Source organism: Catalinimonas alkaloidigena, assembly GCF_029504655.1.
Classification (GTDB): domain Bacteria; phylum Bacteroidota; class Bacteroidia; order Cytophagales; family Cyclobacteriaceae; genus Catalinimonas; species Catalinimonas alkaloidigena.
The window spans coordinates 1,670,305-1,688,144 of sequence record NZ_JAQFIL010000001.1; the positions used below are offsets into that span (position 1 = coordinate 1,670,305).

General features: G+C 41.5%; 14 protein-coding genes. All 14 read left to right on the top strand.

Going from position 1 to position 17,840, the window contains the following annotated elements:
• The first annotated feature begins 50 nt into the window (after positions 1-50).
• The 14 genes from OKW21_RS07155 (at position 51) to OKW21_RS07215 (ending at position 17,838) form a co-directional block, all read left to right on the top strand.
• Positions 51-4,106, top strand: a complete 4,056-nt coding sequence (locus OKW21_RS07155; RefSeq protein ID WP_277478692.1) for a tetratricopeptide repeat protein — start codon at positions 51-53, stop codon at positions 4,104-4,106.
• Between the two features lie 106 nt (positions 4,107-4,212).
• A complete protein-coding gene (locus OKW21_RS07160; protein ID WP_277478693.1) occupies positions 4,213-4,710 on the top strand; it encodes a lycopene cyclase family protein in 498 nt (165 codons plus the stop codon).
• The gene (locus OKW21_RS07165) at positions 4,661-5,371 is read left to right on the top strand and encodes a lycopene cyclase family protein (protein ID WP_277478695.1); all 711 of its coding nucleotides are present in this window, start codon (positions 4,661-4,663) and stop codon (positions 5,369-5,371) included. Before OKW21_RS07160 ends, OKW21_RS07165 begins: the two co-directional genes overlap by 50 nt.
• A gap of 127 nt (positions 5,372-5,498) precedes the next feature.
• Entirely contained in the window at positions 5,499-7,412 is a 1,914-nt protein-coding gene (gene asnB, locus OKW21_RS07170) for an asparagine synthase (glutamine-hydrolyzing) (RefSeq protein WP_277478697.1), read from the top strand.
• Between the two features lie 328 nt (positions 7,413-7,740).
• Complete coding sequence (lepA, locus tag OKW21_RS07175; protein ID WP_277478698.1) at positions 7,741-9,543, top strand: translation elongation factor 4; 1,803 nt, start codon at positions 7,741-7,743, stop codon at positions 9,541-9,543.
• 26 nt (positions 9,544-9,569) lie between these two features.
• Positions 9,570-10,448: a bifunctional 5,10-methylenetetrahydrofolate dehydrogenase/5,10-methenyltetrahydrofolate cyclohydrolase gene (locus OKW21_RS07180; RefSeq protein WP_277478700.1), complete on the top strand. Its 879-nt coding sequence runs from the start codon at positions 9,570-9,572 to the stop codon at positions 10,446-10,448.
• A 196-nt stretch (positions 10,449-10,644) separates the two neighbouring features.
• Positions 10,645-10,860 carry a four helix bundle protein gene (locus OKW21_RS32695; protein WP_420870133.1) on the top strand — a complete coding sequence of 72 codons (216 nt, stop codon included), beginning with the start codon at positions 10,645-10,647 and terminating at the stop codon, positions 10,858-10,860.
• Positions 10,861-10,975: 115 nt separating this feature from the next.
• Entirely contained in the window at positions 10,976-11,608 is a 633-nt protein-coding gene (locus tag OKW21_RS07185) for a 7-carboxy-7-deazaguanine synthase QueE (RefSeq protein WP_277478703.1), read from the top strand.
• Positions 11,609-11,746: 138 nt separating this feature from the next.
• Positions 11,747-11,998, top strand: a complete 252-nt coding sequence (locus tag OKW21_RS07190; RefSeq protein WP_277478705.1) for a type B 50S ribosomal protein L31 — start codon at positions 11,747-11,749, stop codon at positions 11,996-11,998.
• 120 nt (positions 11,999-12,118) lie between these two features.
• Positions 12,119-13,354, top strand: coding sequence for a DNA polymerase III subunit (locus OKW21_RS07195; protein ID WP_277478707.1), 1,236 nt, complete (start codon positions 12,119-12,121; stop codon positions 13,352-13,354).
• Positions 13,355-13,397: 43 nt separating this feature from the next.
• Positions 13,398-14,330 carry a hydroxymethylbilane synthase gene (gene hemC, locus OKW21_RS07200; protein ID WP_277478709.1) on the top strand — a complete coding sequence of 311 codons (933 nt, stop codon included), beginning with the start codon at positions 13,398-13,400 and terminating at the stop codon, positions 14,328-14,330.
• A gap of 76 nt (positions 14,331-14,406) precedes the next feature.
• On the top strand, positions 14,407-15,219 hold the full coding sequence (locus tag OKW21_RS07205) for a peptidylprolyl isomerase (RefSeq protein WP_277478711.1): 813 nt from the start codon (positions 14,407-14,409) through the stop codon (positions 15,217-15,219).
• Positions 15,220-15,239: 20 nt separating this feature from the next.
• A complete protein-coding gene (gene rfbD / locus OKW21_RS07210) occupies positions 15,240-16,163 on the top strand; it encodes a dTDP-4-dehydrorhamnose reductase (RefSeq protein ID WP_277478713.1) in 924 nt (307 codons plus the stop codon).
• Between the two features lie 145 nt (positions 16,164-16,308).
• Complete coding sequence (locus OKW21_RS07215; protein WP_277478715.1) at positions 16,309-17,838, top strand: alanine/glycine:cation symporter family protein; 1,530 nt, start codon at positions 16,309-16,311, stop codon at positions 17,836-17,838.
• Positions 17,839-17,840: the final 2 nt, after the last annotated feature.

Sequence of the window (17,840 nt, forward strand, 5' to 3'; positions counted from 1 at the left end):
TTGCCACAGCTCTACAGTGTGTATTTACTCCTTTGCAAGCCTATCATTACTTGCAGGATTCTGTAGACTATTTGGCTGAAGGCAATGCACTGCTTAAGTCTAATCAGTTTGTAGAAGCCAAGACTGCTTTTACCCGCCATATCATTGCCCGCTCCGAAAGTCCGGAAGCCTATCAGGGAAGGGGAGTCGCCAATTATAAGTTGCTGAAGCTTGATGCTGCTTTAGAAGACCTGAACAAAGCAGTTACACTCAGAGCCTATAACGCAGAGGTATTTCTTTATCGGGCATTGTGCTTGTATGAAAAGCAAGAATATAAAGAGGCTGTCAGTGACCTGAATAAAGCTATTAAAGAAGGAGTTAGTGATCCCAGCGCTTATGTACACAGAGCCAATATTTATTTTATGTATGACAAATACAATGAGGCTATAGGGGATTACGATCAGGCAATAGCGATGGGACAGCGGGATGAAATCGTATATAACAATCGGGGAAAGGCAAAACTGCTGGCTGGCGATGCAAAGGCTTCACTTGCAGATTTTGGCGAGGCTGTAAAGCTTAAAGAAAGTTATCAAAAAGCCTGGCTCAACCGGGCAACGGCCTATTTTCAGCTTCAACAATGGGAAAGCGTAGTAGCTGACCTAAATAAAGCTGCAGCACTTGGAAGTCTGGATGCAGAATATGAAATGTACCGTGGCATAGCACTATATGAAAAAAAGAGTTATGCTGAGGCCATAAAAGCCCTAGATCAGGCCCAGCAGGGAGGGGGCAAAGAACCGGTCTTATTTCAAAAAAGAGCATATGCCAGATTTGAACTTCAACAGTATGATCTGGCAATTAGAGATTTAAAAGAAATTGAATCTTCCGAAAGCCAAGCATTGCTTGATGGGTATTATTATCAGATCTTAGGTTGCTCTTATGCTGCCAGAGCACAGCATCAGAGCACTATTGTAGCACTGGAGAAAGCGATAGAACTGGGAACTACTGATGAACAGGTATTTCTGGCTTTGGGAGCCTCCTATTTTGCTGAAAATCAGTATGATCAGGCCATCAATACTTTGACAAAAGCAAGCAGTTCTCCGCAGGTGGAAGGCATGCTGGGACGTGCATATTTCCAGAATGAAGATCGTGAAAACGCGCTGGTACATCTCAACAAGGCCATTAGTGGAGGCATCAACGAAGCCCACTTGTTCTCTGCCCGGGCAGATATTTATTACACACAGAAAAAATATCAGCAGGCACTTCTGGATTATGAGAAAGGACTATCTCTTGGAGATAACAGTGGCAAAACCTATACAGGTATAGGGAAAAGCAAATACCATTTGCGAAAGTATAGGGAGGCTATTGCTGAACTTTCCACCGCAATAGAAAAAGGTGAAAAGGAAGCTGACTTATATTATTGCAGAGGAAATGCAAAGGTGTACCTGGAAGAATACAGTTCAGCGCTTCCAGACTTAAAAAAGGCCATTGAACAGGGGGCAGGTGATGGGCTGAGCTATTACCATCTGGGCAAAGTAGAATATGTCCTTAAAAATTATCAGGCAGCAGTCAATGCTCTGGGTGAAGCACTTAAGCATGGCGAAACGAATGTGGACGTCTACCTGATGCGTGGTAACGCAAAATTTGCTAATGAAGATGTTTCAGCAATTGATGATCTTAATCAGGCGATCAGTTTAGGAACGCAGGATACATTAGCGTATGTCAACAGAGCTGCATTAAGACTGAGACAGAAAGAAACCCCGGAGGCTTTACAGGATCTTGAAAAAGCGATTGGTTTGGGAGCTTCCAGCGCGGATTTGTACCTTAAACGTGGAAAAGCATATCTCAGTACACAGCAAACCGAGGAAGCGCTAGCTGATTTTGAGAAGGCTATCCAGCGGAAAGCTCGTTACGCTCAGGCCCACTTAGAAAAAGGGGTGGCCTTTTATATGCTAAAAGAACAAAATAAGGCGGTAGAAAGCCTACAAAAAGCCAGTGAGCTGGGGGTAAGTGATTTAAGACTGTATCAATATCTAGGGTATGCAAACTTCGAGATCGCTGATTATGAGCAAGCAGAAAAAGATCTTTCAGAAGCCATTACGATGGGACTGAATGAAATTCAGGCTTACCTTTATCGGGGAGAGATTTATTACTACCGCAGTGAATTTAAGGAGGCTTTAGCAGACCTGAGCAAAGCATTCAGCCTCGGTGCTGATACCAAAAAGGCATTTGAGTTTAGCGGATATGTGAATGAAGCATTGGGCAATCATGACAAAGCAATTGCGGATTTGACACGGGCAATTGAAAAGGGAGCGGATGCACCAAAAGTATACAGTGACCGGGGGAATGCGTACTATGCCACTGGAAACAATACAGACGCCGTTAAAGACTTGGATTTTGCTGTTTCTAAGGGAGTAAAAGATTTAATGAGCCTTTATAATCTAGGCAATGCTAAATTCCTTATTGACGATTACCCGGGAGCGATAAGTGCTTATAATTTGGCTTTGTCAAACGGGGGAAAAGAAGATCAGGAAAAAGCGCCCATTATTTATAACAATAGGGGAAAAGCCAAGGCTATGCAGCAAAATTATAATGCAGCCCTGCTGGACTACGATCAGGCTATCAATCAGAAGCCAGACTATGTAAAAGCATTGTTAAACAGGGGAAATACACGCTTCGCCACCCAAGATTATGCTGGTACTATCAGTGATTTGCAAGAGGCACGTGAGCTGGACAGTCAGGATCAGGATATTGCCCGATTGATGGGAATTTCATTGTACGAAACAGAAGCCTATACAGAAGCACTGAAAGAACTGAACCACGCCGTTGAGAATAATGTAGCTGATGCCAGAACTTTTTTTAGTCGGGGTGTGAGTCAATATCAGCTGGTAGAAACGCTTGCTGAAGAAGAAAAAGCGAAAGCTTATGAAGCTGTAATTGCTGATCTGGATAAAGCTATTGAGCAGGGAATGATCAATAAGACAGCTTTATCTTGTCGTGGAAATGCAAAGTTTTTTCTTAAGCAATACAAAGAAGCACTAATAGATTTAGATAGGGCAATAGAAATGGGAGCGGATGATGCTCTCACCTATTTTCGTCGTGGTTTTGCACGCTATGAAGACAAAGCGTTTGAAGAAGCCTTGCAGGACCTTACCAATGCGATAGGTAAACAATCAGACTTTGGAGAGGCCTATGCTGTAAGAGCCAACACCCGCTTCAGGTTAAAAGACTATCAGGCTGCACTAGACGATTACAATCAGGCAATTAGCTTAGGTGTAAACGATCCGGTAATATATAACAATCGGGGTAAAACTAAATTCTTGCTAAAACAGTATGAGCAGGCAATACCGGATTTTGATCAGGCTCTCGCATTGGATACAGAATACATAATAGCTTATGAAAACCGGGGGTTAGCACACTTTAAGCTGGGCAACTATGAAGCTTCAAAAAATGACCTGCGCAAAGTAGAAGTTGCTGAAGCAGCCACTACCAGTATCCTTTATTATATGGCAGATGCTTACTATGAACTAGAGCAGTATGCGATAGCCATCGGCTACTATGAGCTGGTGATTGAAGGAGGAATCCGTGAAAAAGATGTGTATCATCGCAAAGGGAAGGCTCACTTTAAGCGGGAAAATTATGAGCAGGCCAGTGTAGACTACTCCAATGCGTTGACAATGGATAAAGAAGATGCGCAACTCTACATTGACAGAGCTACTGCTTTTACTTATATGTATGCTTTTCAGAATGCATTGTCAGACTTCAACAAAGCACTGAAAATTGATCCTACTAATACTAATGTGTATTATAACCGCGCTTATTTGAAAGAAGAGCTAGAAGACTACAAAGGCGCATTGGAAGATTATTCCAAAGTGATAGAAAACGCTCCCGACGATGCAGCAGCTTACTATGATCGTGCTAACGTGAAAATTTTGTTGGAGGATGTAGAAGGTGCTGTAAAGGATTTCAGCAAAGCCATAGAATTTGATACTGAAAGGGCAGAGTACTATAAAGGAAGAGCTACAGCTTATTATCAATTAGGCGACGAAAATGCCTGTAACGACTGGGAGCAGGCAAGAGCATTAGGAGATGATAGGGCGGATTTCTTTTTGAAAAAGTATTGTGAGTAATCAGCAACTGAATGAAAAACAGATAGCTGTTAATGTAAAATTAGTATGTTTGGTAAAACAAGCGCTTATTTAACTTGTTCCCATAGCTGAATTTTACTTATTGTCCATGTCCTTTTTCAAAAGTTACGACTATATCATTGCTGGCGGTGGCGCGGCTGGCTTAAGCTTACTTTTTCACTGCTTGCAAAGCGCATTAAAAGAAAAAACTTTTTTAGTAATTGATAACTCATCCAAAGAGACCAATGATCGTACATGGTGCTTTTGGGAAGTAGGGGATGGCATATTTGAAAATATAGTTCATCATCAATGGCAACAGCTTGATTTTTACAGTGCAAGCTTCTCTAAAAGTCTTGACATAGCCCCTTATTCATATAAAATGATTAGGGGAATTGATTTTTACAGCCATGTAAAAAAAAGTGTTGCTACGCTTGAAAATATTCATTTTCTGCAGTCAGAGGTGTTATCAATAATAGACACTGAAGAAGGAGCTGTTGTAAAAACTGATAAGGGTAGTTTTAACGCAAAATGGGTTTTTAACAGCATCAGAGAAAAGGATGAAAGAGAGCAGGCAGAGGCTTATCATTATCTGCTGCAACATTTTTAAAGGTTGGATCATCAAAACCCCTGACGCATTTTTTGACCCGCAAAAAGCAACGCTGATGGATTTCAGGGTCGTTCAGAATGACGATTGTCGGTTTGTATATGTCTTACCTACTGACAGTAAGACCGCCTTAATAGAATATACAATATTTTCTCATCAGCTACTCAAAGAGGAGAGTTATGATCAGTCTTTGATAGATTACCTGAGGACCTATTATCAGTTAGATGATTATACCATTGAGCATGAAGAGTTTGGTGTCATTCCTATGACTAATATGCCTTATCCTTCTTCAGTGGGTAAGCATATTGTAAATATTGGCACTGCGGGTGGTGTTACCAAGCCTTCAACCGGCTATACCTTCATGCGTATACAGGAAGACAGTAAAAGGATTGTAAAACGACTGATTGAAGGAGAAAAACCGCACCGTGCGCCTAGTGCCTGGCAACAGCGATTTATGATCTATGACAGTACCCTTCTCAATGTCATGGCCCTCAATTTACACCCTCCAAGTGATGTTTTTACCCAGCTGTTCAGGAACAATCCTCCCCATAGAGTTTTCAGGTTTTTGGATGAAAAAACTAATTTCTGGGAAGAGATTAGAATAGCAAACTCAGTACCTAAAATTCCTTTTATTCGCGGCCTTAGCAAAGCCCTCAGGAAATAATGTTAGTCAATCGCTTTTTCCTTATTTGATATTACACTTACTTTCGTATTAGCACCAATAGAAAAATACTCATATGTGGCAGAGAAATATGCTCTGCAATTCTTAATTTGTAATTGTCAACCAAACTATGTGCGGAATAACGGGTATTTACGCCTTCAATGAAATAGGTCGCTTTCATATGATTAACCTGGCGGCTGCTACTGATAAACTAAGCAAGCGAGGCCCTGATTTTGGAAGAAGCACTTCAGTCCACAGGGTAGGATTAGGTCACAGACGCCTCTCCATCATTGATACCAGTGCCCATGGAAATCAACCCATGAAAGACAGTAGTGAGCGTTTTACCATCATTTTTAATGGAGAGATTTATAATTACCGTGAGTTAAGAAAAGAGCTTGAACAAAAAGGCGTAAATTTTCAATCAGCTACTGATACAGAAGTACTTTTACAACTCTATATCCATGAAGGAAAAGCATGCCTGGGTAGACTGAATGGATTTTTTGCATTTGCTATTTACGACGAGCAGCGCGACAATCTTTTTATCGCCCGTGATCGGTTTGGTATTAAGCCTTTGCTTTATTATGCTGATGAAGATAAGGTGTTATTTGCTTCCGAGATGAAATCTCTGCTGGCTTATGGGATTGAAAAAGAGCTGGATACAAATGCTCTCTATCAATATCTGCAATTTAATTATACGCCTGCTCCGGCTACGATGTTAAAAGGTGTGCAGAAACTACTGCCAGGACATTACCTGGAAATTTCAAAGGCAAATGAACCCAGGGTAAGAGGCGGTAAGTATTATGAAGTTCCATTTAATGAAACCTTACTGAATCCGGAAAAACTAAGTTATGAACAGCAGCAAAATCGCTTGCATGCGTTGATGGAAGATTCTGTTAAGAATAGATTAATAGCGGATGTGCCGCTTGGTGCTTTCTTGAGCGGAGGTATTGACTCTTCAGTAATTACTGCGCTGGCCAGCCGCCATGTAGACAAGCTCAATACTTTTTCTATTGGCTACAGGGACGAGCCTTTTTATGATGAAACAAAATATGCCCAACTGGTAGCGGATAAATATCAGACCAATCACACTGTTTTTTCACTTAGTAATTATGATCTATATGGTCACCTCTTTGATATACTGGATCATATAGATGAACCTTTTGCCGATTCTTCTGCGATTCCGGTGTATATCTTAAGTAAAGAAACCAAAAAGAAAGTGACCGTAGCCCTTTCCGGGGATGGCGCAGATGAAGTGTTCTCCGGCTACAATAAGCATCATGCTGCATGGAGAGCCATGCAGGCGGGCACTGGAGAAAAGATGGTCAGTGGCTTAGCACATCTCTGGAAAAGTCTTCCTAAATCCCGTAACAATCCACTTACCAACAAGGTACGGCAGTTAGCGCGTTTTTCAGAAGGAATGCAACTCAGTCCGAAAGAGCGATACATCAAATGGGCTACTTATTTGAATGGGGAGGAAGCAGTAGCACTGCTGAGTAGTAGTGTATTAGAACATTTAGCTTTTGAAAAGCATGACAGGCAGATTGGAGCTTTGACCCAGGCCATCAATGATCAGCATGAAACAATTAACCAGTGGCTATATACCGATGTAAACCTGGTGCTACCCAATGATATGCTTACTAAAGTGGATTTGATGTCTATGGCGCATGGACTTGAAATTCGTGTGCCTTTCCTTGATCATAAGGTAGTAGAGTTTGTTTTCACGCTTCCTGAAGAATCCAAGATTAACCGTCAGATGAAAAAGCGTATTTTACAGGATACTTTCCGAAAGCTGCTACCTCCTGAACTATACAAAAGACCCAAACAAGGCTTTGAAGTTCCCTTGCTAGGCTGGTTTCGCACCGAACTGAAAAGTACCATTGAAGAGCTATTATCAGATGATTTTATTGCAGAGCAGGATATTTTTGACCTTGCAGGAATTCAGGCAATAAAGCAGAAGTTATTTTCTAACAACCCTGGCGATGTGCATGCCACCATCTGGGCGCTGATCGTATTTCAGCACTGGTGGAAACAGTACATGGCATAAAAAAGCACGCCCTCCGAGGGCGTGCTAAAACTACTAAACAACTAAACCTAACTTACTCTAACAATTATCTCTCTCCTCAATTACGCTCACTCTAAATACTACTTATCTTATACTTACATATACGTTAACTTTAATGTTTTTGTTGGAAGAATTGAAACAGAAAAAATAAATATTCATCATAAGTGAAGGCTAGATACTCATTGCCGGAACAAGCCTTACCGATTCACTGTTGAACTATTTTAGGGCAAATTCAATTAACTCCTGATCCACATTATTACAGGAATAAATTATTGCTATTTTTGTGCATCTTAACAGTGGCGAATTGTACATGAAGAACATTAGAAATTTTTGCATTATAGCACATATTGACCATGGGAAAAGTACCCTGGCCGATCGCCTGCTTGAGTTTACCGGCGCTATCACCGAGCGCGAGAAGCAGGAACAATTACTGGATAATATGGATCTGGAGCGTGAGCGAGGCATTACGATCAAAAGCCACGCAATTCAGATGAACTACAAATATCAGAAAGAAGGCCAGAAGGAGGAGCAATTCGTTTTTAACCTGATTGATACTCCCGGACATGTTGACTTCTCTTACGAAGTTTCAAGGTCTATCGCAGCCTGCGAAGGTGCTCTATTAATTGTAGATGCTGCACAGGGCGTGCAGGCGCAGACGATTTCCAATCTTTATCTCGCGCTGGAGCATGACCTGGAGATCATTCCGGTACTCAACAAAATTGATTTGCCCGGAGCCATGGTTGAGGAAGTAGGCGACCAGATTATTGACTTGATTGGCTGTGAGCGTGAAGATATTATTGAGGCGAGTGCCAAAGAAGGCATTGGTGTTAAGGAAATTCTGGAGGCAATTGTTGAACGTGTCCCACATCCCACCGGCGACCCGGATGCACCACTACAGGCGATGATTTTTGACTCAGTTTACAATCCTTTTCGGGGTGTGGAAGTATATTTCAGGATTTTCAACGGGCAAATCAGCAAAGGAGATAAGGTAAAGTTTGTCAATACTGGCAAGACCTATGAAGCTGATGAAATAGGAGTACTGAAACTTTTGCAGGAACCTGCTCAAACTATAGGTGCTGGTAATGTTGGCTATCTGATCTCAGGAATTAAAGTCGCCAAAGAAGTCAAGGTAGGTGATACCATTACCCATGTCAATAAGCCCTGCGAGAAAGCAATCAGCGGTTTTGAGAATGTAAAGCCCATGGTGTTTGCCGGTATCTATCCGGTAGACACATCTGAGTTTGAAGAATTGCGCGCCTCCATGGAAAAACTACAGCTCAATGACGCTTCGTTGGTGTGGGAACCTGAGACTTCTGCCGCTCTGGGCTTCGGCTTTCGTTGTGGATTCCTGGGTATGCTGCATATGGAAATTGTGCAAGAGCGCCTGGAGCGGGAGTTTGATATGACAGTGATTACTACTGTTCCTTCCGTGCGTTTCCATGCTGTCATGAAAGATGGTGAGATGAAGCAGGTGAGTGCTCCTTCTGAAATGCCCGATCCCACCGAATTATCGCATATAGAAGAGCCATTTATCAGAGCACAGATCATTACCAAGTCTGATTATATCGGTAATATTATGGAACTGTGCATGGATAAGCGGGGCATGATCAAAAATCAGGTTTTTTTAACGCAGGATAGGGTAGAGCTTTCTTTTGAGCTTCCCCTGGCCGAAATTGTATTTGACTTTTTTGATAAACTCAAAACGCTCTCCCGAGGCTATGCATCCCTAGATTATCATCCGATTGGTTATCGCCAGTCCAATATGGTGAAGCTGGACATCATGCTCAACGGAGATAAAGTGGACGCACTTTCGGCCATTGTACATCGTGATAAAGCCTACGAATGGGGTAAGCGCTTATGCGAAAAACTCAAAGAACTGATTCCTCGTCAGATGTTTGAGATCGCTGTACAGGCAGCCATTGGTACGAAGGTAATTGCCCGCGAAAGCGTAAAAGCTATGCGGAAAAACGTACTTGCTAAATGCTACGGCGGTGACATTTCCCGTAAACGTAAACTTTTGGAAAAGCAGAAGAAAGGAAAGAAGCGTATGCGTCAGGTAGGTAATGTTGAAATTCCTCAGGAAGCATTTATGGCAGTACTCAAACTTGACTAGCCGAAACGATAAACTAACCTAATCATATGAATTTAATTGACGGTAAGCAGACCGCTCAGCAAATCAGGCAGGAGTTGGCCGAGGAAGTAGAAAAAATTAAGAAAGAAGGTGGAAAAATACCTCATCTCGCAGCTATCCTGGTGGGAGAAGATCCGGCCAGCGATACCTATGTGCGCATGAAGGTGAAAGACTGTGAGCAAATCGGTTATAAATCTACTCTTATCCGTTACGATGCGGACATTTCTGAAGAGGAGCTTTTGGCTAAAGTAGAAGAGATCAATAATGATGATGATATTGATGGCTTAATCGTACAGCTCCCTCTTCCCGACCATATCGCGGCAGAAAAGATCACATTTGCCATTCGTCCCGAAAAAGACGTAGATGGCTTTCATCCGATCAATATTGGGAGAATGGCTAAAGGCTTAGCCGCCTATGTTTGTGCTACACCACATGGCGTATTGGAATTGATCAAACGCTACGAAATACCCACTGAGGGTAAACATTGTGTAGTAGTGGGTAGAAGTGATATTGTCGGTACGCCGGTAAGTATCCTGATGTCGCGAAAAGCTTATCCCGGTAATGCTACAGTAACCGTTTGTCACAGCAGAACCCCCAACATTCCTGAAATCACCAAACAGGCTGATATTCTGATTGCGGCTTTAGGTAAACCGGAATTCATCACTGCTGATATGGTAAAAGAAGGGGCTGTGGTAATTGATGTAGGAACCAGCAGAGTACAAGACTCCTCTAAAAAATCTGGCTTTGGACTGAAAGGTGATGTCAAATTTGATGAAGTGGCGGAAAAATGTAGCTATATCACACCCGTACCCGGTGGTGTTGGCCCCATGACGAGAGCGTCTCTTCTTTATAATACCATGCTTGCAGCGAAGGGAGAAGTTTATTAGAGTTCAGGGTTCAAGGATTTAGAGTTAGAGAGTTTTTTGGTTTAGCGTTGGGAGCGTTTTTAGTTTGGAGTTAATTGGAATTATGTGATGGCTACGATAAGTAGGTTTGAGGATATTGAGTGCTGGCAGAAGGCGAGAATGTTGTGTAATTTGATTTTCAAACTAGGGGGTAGAGAACCATTTTGAAGGGATTTTCATTAAGGAATCAAATCCTAGAAGTAGGGGTTCAGTTATGGATACTATGGCGGAAGGCTTTGGAAGAGGTAGCAATAAAGAGTTTGTTCAGTTTCTGTATATATCGAAAGCCTCCTGTATTAAAGTAATGTCACAGCCCTACCGTGCAAAAGACAGTACTTGTCTGAATAACAACGAGTTTGATGCTTTATGTAAGCAAATGAGTCAGCAGGTATGATACAGAACATGGCTACTTATTTGAAGAGGGCCTCTATTACCGGACATTAATACAAAATATCTTAACCAAAAAACTCCTTAACCCAGAACCCAAAATAGTAATAACTAAATTGGAGATGTTTAAAGAAGTTAAGCAAAAAGACATTGTTGTTGGAAGTTTACCCCTCATGGAAGCTTTCTATACCGTACAGGGAGAGGGCTTTCATCAGGGCAAATCTGCTTATTTTATTCGTTTAGGAGGCTGTGATGTGGGTTGTGTCTGGTGCGATGTAAAAGAATCCTGGGATGAAACGCAGCATCCATTGATTGCGGTGAGTGATATCGTGGAAAAAGCTGCTTCGTATCCGGGCCGGCTGGCCGTGATTACAGGAGGTGAACCGCTGATGCATGACCTGAGCTTTTTGTGCGATGCGCTACATCAAGAGGGTTTTACCATTAACATTGAAACCTCCGGAGCACACCCGCTCAGTGGAAAGCTGGATTGGATTTGTCTTTCTCCAAAAAAATTTAAAGCCCCTTTACCGGAGATCTATCAGGAAGCTGATGAGCTGAAAATCATCATTTATAATAAGAGTGATTTTAAATGGGCTGAGGAGTTTGCGCAGAAAATGCGTGCAGACTGTCAGCTCTTTCTCCAGCCTGAGTGGAGTAAATCGGATAAGGTGCTACCTCAGATCATTGATTATGTAAAGGAGCACCCTCAGTGGAGAATCTCTTTGCAGGTACATAAATATATGAACATACCCTGACATGAAAATTTGTGTAAAGCATTAGGCTTATATTTATGAATGCCGAATAAAAGTTTTTATATTTGCAACTCTTTTGAGAAAACGAACTTAAATAACGGCAAAATCCGTTAAAACCATAGAAAAAGAAAAGCTAAGGCTATGAAAAAGGATATCCACCCAGAATACAGAAAAGTCGTATTTCATGATACGTCTAGTGATTTTAAATTCATTACAAGATCTACCATGGACTCTGAAGAGACTATCAAGTGGGAAGACGGTAACGAATACCCTGTAGTGAAGGTTGAAGTAAGCTCTGCTTCTCACCCGTTCTACACTGGTAAGAAACTGTATGTTGATACTGCGGGACGTGTTGAGAAGTTTAACAAGCGTTATAAGCGTGAGAAAAACTAGTTTCCAGCACTCAAAAAATTTTAGAGTCTTCAGTTTTCTGAAGACTTTTTTTGTTTCTTAAAGGTTCAGGAATTAATACTTGTTTATTAATTTCGGCAAGAAAAGACTCACATCCTCACTATGCAGTTTTCAGATATAAGTGGCCTGGAAGAAATTAAGCAAAGTCTGATCAATACAGCCCGGGAAGGGCATGTAGCCCATGCTCAGCTCTTCCTGGGCCCTGAGGGTAGTGCTAACCTGGCAATGGCTGTTGCTTTTGCCACATACCTGAATAGTTACGCTCCTGCTGGGGAGGAAAGCTCTGGCAAGGTGTTTCAGGAAGAAGGAACTGAGCACGCAGGCCTGTCTGATAAAAAGGAATTGGATAAGTCTAGTCTTGAAAAGCTCAATAAGTTCATTCATCCCGATGTTCATTTTGTCTTTCCTGTTAGTGCCACTAAAAATATATCAGGGAAAGACGTAGTAAGCGATAGTTATATCAAAGAATGGCGTTCTTTCCTGGCTGAAAATCCATACGGAGATACTGTAGACTGGAGTGCCTATTTTGGTGCTGAGAATAAGCAGCTTAATATTTCTAAAGAAGAAAGCCGTAATATCATCAGAAAGCTCTCCTTAAAATCTTTTGAAGGTAAGTACAAGATTGTTATCCTCTGGCTACCGGAACTATTACATCCTTCTGCAGCAAACGGTATTCTTAAAATTCTGGAAGAACCGCCGGACAATACGCTCTTCTTTTTGGTAGCCAATGATGTTGAGAAAATATTACCCACCATTCTCTCACGTACCCAGATCGTAAATATAAGAGCTTTTACTAATGATGAAATCGTCTATGACTTAGCCAAAAGAGAAAGAATAGCAGATCCTCAGGACAAAAGAATGTTACAACTGAGGCAGATTGCTACGCTAGCCGATGGCAACTTAAACCAGGCCCTCAGACTGTCGGAAGAAGTAGAAGAGGATAGTCATAAGTTCTTCAGAGATTGGATGCGCACCTGTTATGTTCAGGATTATTCTAAGTTAATTCAAATGATGGATCAGGTACAAAAAATGGGGAAAGAAGCACAGAAAGGATTAATGCAGTACGGGTTGAGTATGCTGCGTGAAACCCTTATGGTGTTAGCTGCTGATAATACAGCTGAGGGAAATGATGATGTGATGTTGAACGATAAAATATTGATCAGGGTACAGGGTGATGAACTAAAGTTCATTGCCAATTTTAGCAAAGTAATGTCGTTTGATAAGGTTGAAAGCATAACTAAGCTCTTGAATCAGGGGTATTATCATCTGATGAGAAATGCTAACCCAAAAATTGTATTTCTGGATATTTCACTAAAAATAGGCCAGGTACTACGATAGAGTAATAAGAGTAATATTAGATTGGAATTAACCGATAGAAGATATGAAGTTAAAAATTGGGACCAGAGGGAGCAAACTTGCGTTGTGGCAGGCATATTATGTGGCAGAAAAGTTACAGCAAGGAGGCGTAGAGACTGAAATAATTACCATAGATACCAAAGGGGATAAGAAACTGGATGTGGCAATTGCTGAGATTGGCGAGAAAGGGGTATTTACACAGGAAATAGAGCAGCAACTCCTCGATGGTGTAATAGATATAGCAGTACACAGTGCTAAGGATATGCAATCTGAATTACCCAAAGAATTTGAACTTATCGCTTTTACAGAAAGAGAGAAGGTTCACGACGTATTGGTAAGTCATCAGCAAGTAAACCTGGCTGATAAAAGTAGAGAATGGTTGATCGGCACATCTTCTGCTCGTAGAAAAGCAATGCTGAAGCACTATTACCCACATGTAAATACTGTGGAAATCAGGGGTAATTTGCAGACTAGATTTACAAAAATGGAATCCGGTTTATGTGATGCCATGCTACTCGCCTACGCAGGAGTACATAGGATGAATTATCATGATAAGGTGGTTCACGAATTTGATACGGAGGTTTTTATACCCGCTGTAGGGCAGGGAAGTGTAGCAGTAGAAGTTTTGTCAGCCATGGAAAATGATAAAAAATCAAAAATAAAAAAACTGGTCAGCCATGAACAGACAGAGTATAGGCTACTAGCTGAAAGAGCTTTTTTGAAAACACTTAGAGGGGGGTGTAGTATTCCTGTTTTTGCCCTTGCAAAGCTTGAGCGTGACGCATTACATCTTACCGGAGGGGTTATCAGTCTTGATGGGCAGGAATTAATTAAAGAAAATGTCTATGGCAAAGCTGATCAAGCTGAAAAATTAGGAAATCAGTTAGCCCTAAAAATTCTGGACAATGGGGGAGACGTTGTTCTTGAAAAAATTAAAAAACAAATGAATATTTGTTAGGTTTGTATTTTAAATAGTTGTTACATTTTTATTGATGAGGAAATATATTATTGTTTTCTTTTTTTGTTGCTTATGGATGTTTACTGCCTGTAGTGCTGAGAAAGATTACCTAGTAACTATCCATACACCTTATGGTGAGATGCATGCTGTACTATATGACGCGACTCCTGAACATAAAGAAAATTTTATAACCTTAGCTCAGGATGGCAAGTACGATAGTACGACTTTTCACCGTGTGATTGAAGATTTTATGGTACAAGGTGGGGATTTAAGTACCAGTCCCCGCTACAATCCGGAAGAGGATTCTGTAGATTACACCATTCCTGCTGAGTTTGTTGACACACTTTTTCACAAAAAAGGAGCATTAGCTGCAGCACGACAGGGTGATCAGATTAATCCTGAGAGAGCATCCAGCGGAAGCCAGTTTTACATCGTGCAGGGAGTTGTATATTCCGAGGATGAACTGCTTACTGACATGAATAAGCTTGGAAAAGGAATACAGAAGCTTATCAAGGAGGCCGATTATAAAGAGGTAGGCGAAGAACTGATTGGCTTGTATCAGAGCGGAGATTTTGAGGCCTATACCCAAAGAATGGTAGAACTAAAGCCTGTAGTTGAAGAGGAATTAAATATAGAAGTGGACCGAAAATACCCAAAAGAACGTTTACAAGCATATACAACTATCGGTGGAACGCCTCACCTGGATGATACTTATACCGTTTTTGGTGAGATTATTGATGGTTTAAGTATAGTGGATTCAATTGCTACACAACCAACAGGAGCTAAAGATAAGCCTGTTGAGGATATTTACATGACAGTAGATGTTGAGGAAATGTCCAAAAAAGCAATTTCAAAGAAATATGGATATATGTATCCATCAGCAAAATAGATATTATAAAATTCGTCACTATGAAAATATTGATTACCGGAGCAAATGGTCTCTTAGGTCAAAAATTAATTGCTTTACTTTCTCACGAACATAACATTGAAGTAGTTGCTACCTCAAGGGGTGAGAATGTAAATTATTATGATCTTCCTGAATATCATTTTTGCTCATTGGATATAACAGATCGGGAACAAGTGATGCAGGTGATTGGTGATGAAAAGCCGGATGTAATTGTCCATACTGCCGCCATGACAAACGTAGATGCGTGTGAGCAAAACCAGGGTGACTGCTGGAAAGTCAACGTACTGGCTGTTGAATGGCTGCTGGAAGCCGCTAAAGAGATTGATGCCTTTTTTATACACCTGTCTACTGACTTTGTATTCTCAGGTTCTAATGGTCCTTTAGCTGAAGATGCTGCCATCGGCCCTGTGAACTATTATGGAAAGTCAAAAGCTGAAGCAGAGCTCCTGGTGCAGCAAAGTGAAGTAGATCATGCCATCGTAAGGACAGCGCTGGTATATGGGGTTGCTCCCAGTATGAGCAGAAGTAATATCGTACTGTGGGTGAAGGAAAGTCTGGAAAATGGTAAAAGTATAAAAGTTGTAGATGATCAGTTCAGAACACCAACGCTGGCCGAAGACCTCGCTCAAGCCTGCTGGCTAATAGCACAGAAGAGATCCAGAGGTATCTTCCATATCTCTGATGAAGAAGTTTTTACACCTTACGAATTGTCGCTCCTGGTGGCTGAACATTTTAACCTGGACAAATCCCTGATCAGCCGTACTGATTCTGGTGAGTTTACACAGCCGGCCAAACGTCCGCCCAAAACAGGCTTTATCATTGAAAAAGCAAAAAATGAGCTTGGGTACCAGCCACATACATTTAAAGAGGGCTTGGCATATCTAGAAAAACATCTAAAAAAAACTGAAAAAATCACTGCCTCATAGTTCAGCAGCTTGATGAAAGCCCTGAAAAATATTTATTAGCATAACTTTAATAATTAGCCTAATTTGTTGGTGCTTTATTCAAAATGAAGCACCTTTATTTTGTCTTAAACAATTTGAACCAATTACTAAGTATAAAAATCAAATTATGCGTAAGCCTTTACTGCTCTGTCTGATGTTCCTGACGGGAACGCTCCCCGCTCTTGCTCAGGACCAAGATATTGAAGAGAAAAGCATTGATATGATGATCAATGAGTTTTTTAATCCCGCCGCCGATGCAGTTTTCTCTGTAATTTTTTATCCCATTATTACTCTAAAGGGCGTTGAAGTCCCCTTTATTTTACTATGGCTCATCACTGGGGCTATTGTTTTTACATTTTACCTTAACTTCATCAATATTCGCGGCTTTGGTACGGCCCTGGATATCATCAAAGGAAAATATACGCACGAAGGTGATCCCGGGGAAGTGACTCATTTTCAAGCCCTTACGGCTGCTCTTTCAGGAACTGTAGGCTTAGGAAATATAGCTGGAGTAGCAGTGGCCATTGCTACTGGAGGACCAGGTGCTACCTTTTGGATGATGCTATTTGGTTTATTTAGCATGTCTTCCAAGTTTGTTGAGTGCGCTCTGGGCGTAAAGTTCAGGGATGAACATGCTGATGGTTCAGTTTCCGGTGGGCCTATGTATTACTTGCGTAAAGGTCTGGCAGGCAAAGGTATGGGTAGGTTAGGAGGATTTCTGGCTGCTTTTTTCTCAGTAATGGCGATAGGTGCTTCATTTGGAGGAGGCAATATGTTTCAGGTTAACCAGGCAGCCCAACAGTTTGTCGTGATTACCGGTGGGCAAGACACTATGATTGGGCAGAATACCTGGATATTTGGGCTGATCATGGCGATACTAGTAGCAGTGGTGATCATTGGAGGAATCAAAAGTATTGCCCGTGTAACTGAGCGCATTGTACCCTTCATGACTGCCTTTTATGTGATTTCAGCAATTATCGTGATTGTTACCAATATAGGACAGGTACCTGATGCTTTCGCCACTATTGTTACAGGTGCCATTAGTGGAGAGGCTTTTGGGGGAGGTTTGATTGGAACGCTGATTACTGGGATGAGACGTGCTACCTTTTCCAACGAAGCCGGTGTAGGCTCCGCGGCCATCGCCCATTCAGCAGTAAAAACAAGTGAGCCGGTGACTGAGGGTTTCGTGGCCTCGCTAGAGCCTTTTGTTGATACAGTGGTGGTTTGTACCATGACCGCTTTGGTGATCGTAATTTCAGGAGCGTATAAGGGTGAAAATGTAAACGATGGAATTGCCCTGACTTCCGAAGCATTTGCTTCAGTTATAGATTGGTTTCCCTATATGCTTTCAGTAGCAGTAATATTATTTGCCTTTTCTACCATGATTTCATGGTCATATTACGGAGTCAAAGCCTGGACCTATGTTTTTGGAAAGTCTAATATTTCGGTAACCATTTATAAATTTATTTTCTGCATTTTTATCGTGATCGGTGCCTCAGTGAGTTTGAGTGGTGTGATCAACTTCTCCGACGGAATGCTCTTCGCAATGTCATTGCCTAATATTCTGGGTTGTTATATATTAGCACCGCTTGTAAAAAAGGATATGCAGTCTTTCCTCACCCGGATCAAAAAAGGAAATATAGAAGTTTACGACTAATC

What these genes read in the sequence shown, in the direction of transcription:
- OKW21_RS07160 (WP_277478693.1), top strand. Translation starts at nt 4,213, where the DNA reads ATGTCCTTTTTCAAAAGTTACGACTATATCATTGCTGGCGGTGGCGCG.
- OKW21_RS07165 (WP_277478695.1), top strand. Translation starts at nt 4,661, where the DNA reads ATGAAAGAGAGCAGGCAGAGGCTTATCATTATCTGCTGCAACATTTTT.
- asnB (WP_277478697.1), top strand. Translation starts at nt 5,499, where the DNA reads ATGTGCGGAATAACGGGTATTTACGCCTTCAATGAAATAGGTCGCTTT.
- lepA (WP_277478698.1), top strand. Translation starts at nt 7,741, where the DNA reads ATGAAGAACATTAGAAATTTTTGCATTATAGCACATATTGACCATGGG.
- OKW21_RS07180 (WP_277478700.1), top strand. Translation starts at nt 9,570, where the DNA reads ATGAATTTAATTGACGGTAAGCAGACCGCTCAGCAAATCAGGCAGGAG.
- OKW21_RS07185 (WP_277478703.1), top strand. Translation starts at nt 10,976, where the DNA reads ATGTTTAAAGAAGTTAAGCAAAAAGACATTGTTGTTGGAAGTTTACCC.
- OKW21_RS07190 (WP_277478705.1), top strand. Translation starts at nt 11,747, where the DNA reads ATGAAAAAGGATATCCACCCAGAATACAGAAAAGTCGTATTTCATGAT.
- OKW21_RS07195 (WP_277478707.1), top strand. Translation starts at nt 12,119, where the DNA reads ATGCAGTTTTCAGATATAAGTGGCCTGGAAGAAATTAAGCAAAGTCTG.
- hemC (WP_277478709.1), top strand. Translation starts at nt 13,398, where the DNA reads ATGAAGTTAAAAATTGGGACCAGAGGGAGCAAACTTGCGTTGTGGCAG.
- OKW21_RS07205 (WP_277478711.1), top strand. Translation starts at nt 14,407, where the DNA reads ATGTTTACTGCCTGTAGTGCTGAGAAAGATTACCTAGTAACTATCCAT.
- rfbD (WP_277478713.1), top strand. Translation starts at nt 15,240, where the DNA reads ATGAAAATATTGATTACCGGAGCAAATGGTCTCTTAGGTCAAAAATTA.
- OKW21_RS07215 (WP_277478715.1), top strand. Translation starts at nt 16,309, where the DNA reads ATGCGTAAGCCTTTACTGCTCTGTCTGATGTTCCTGACGGGAACGCTC.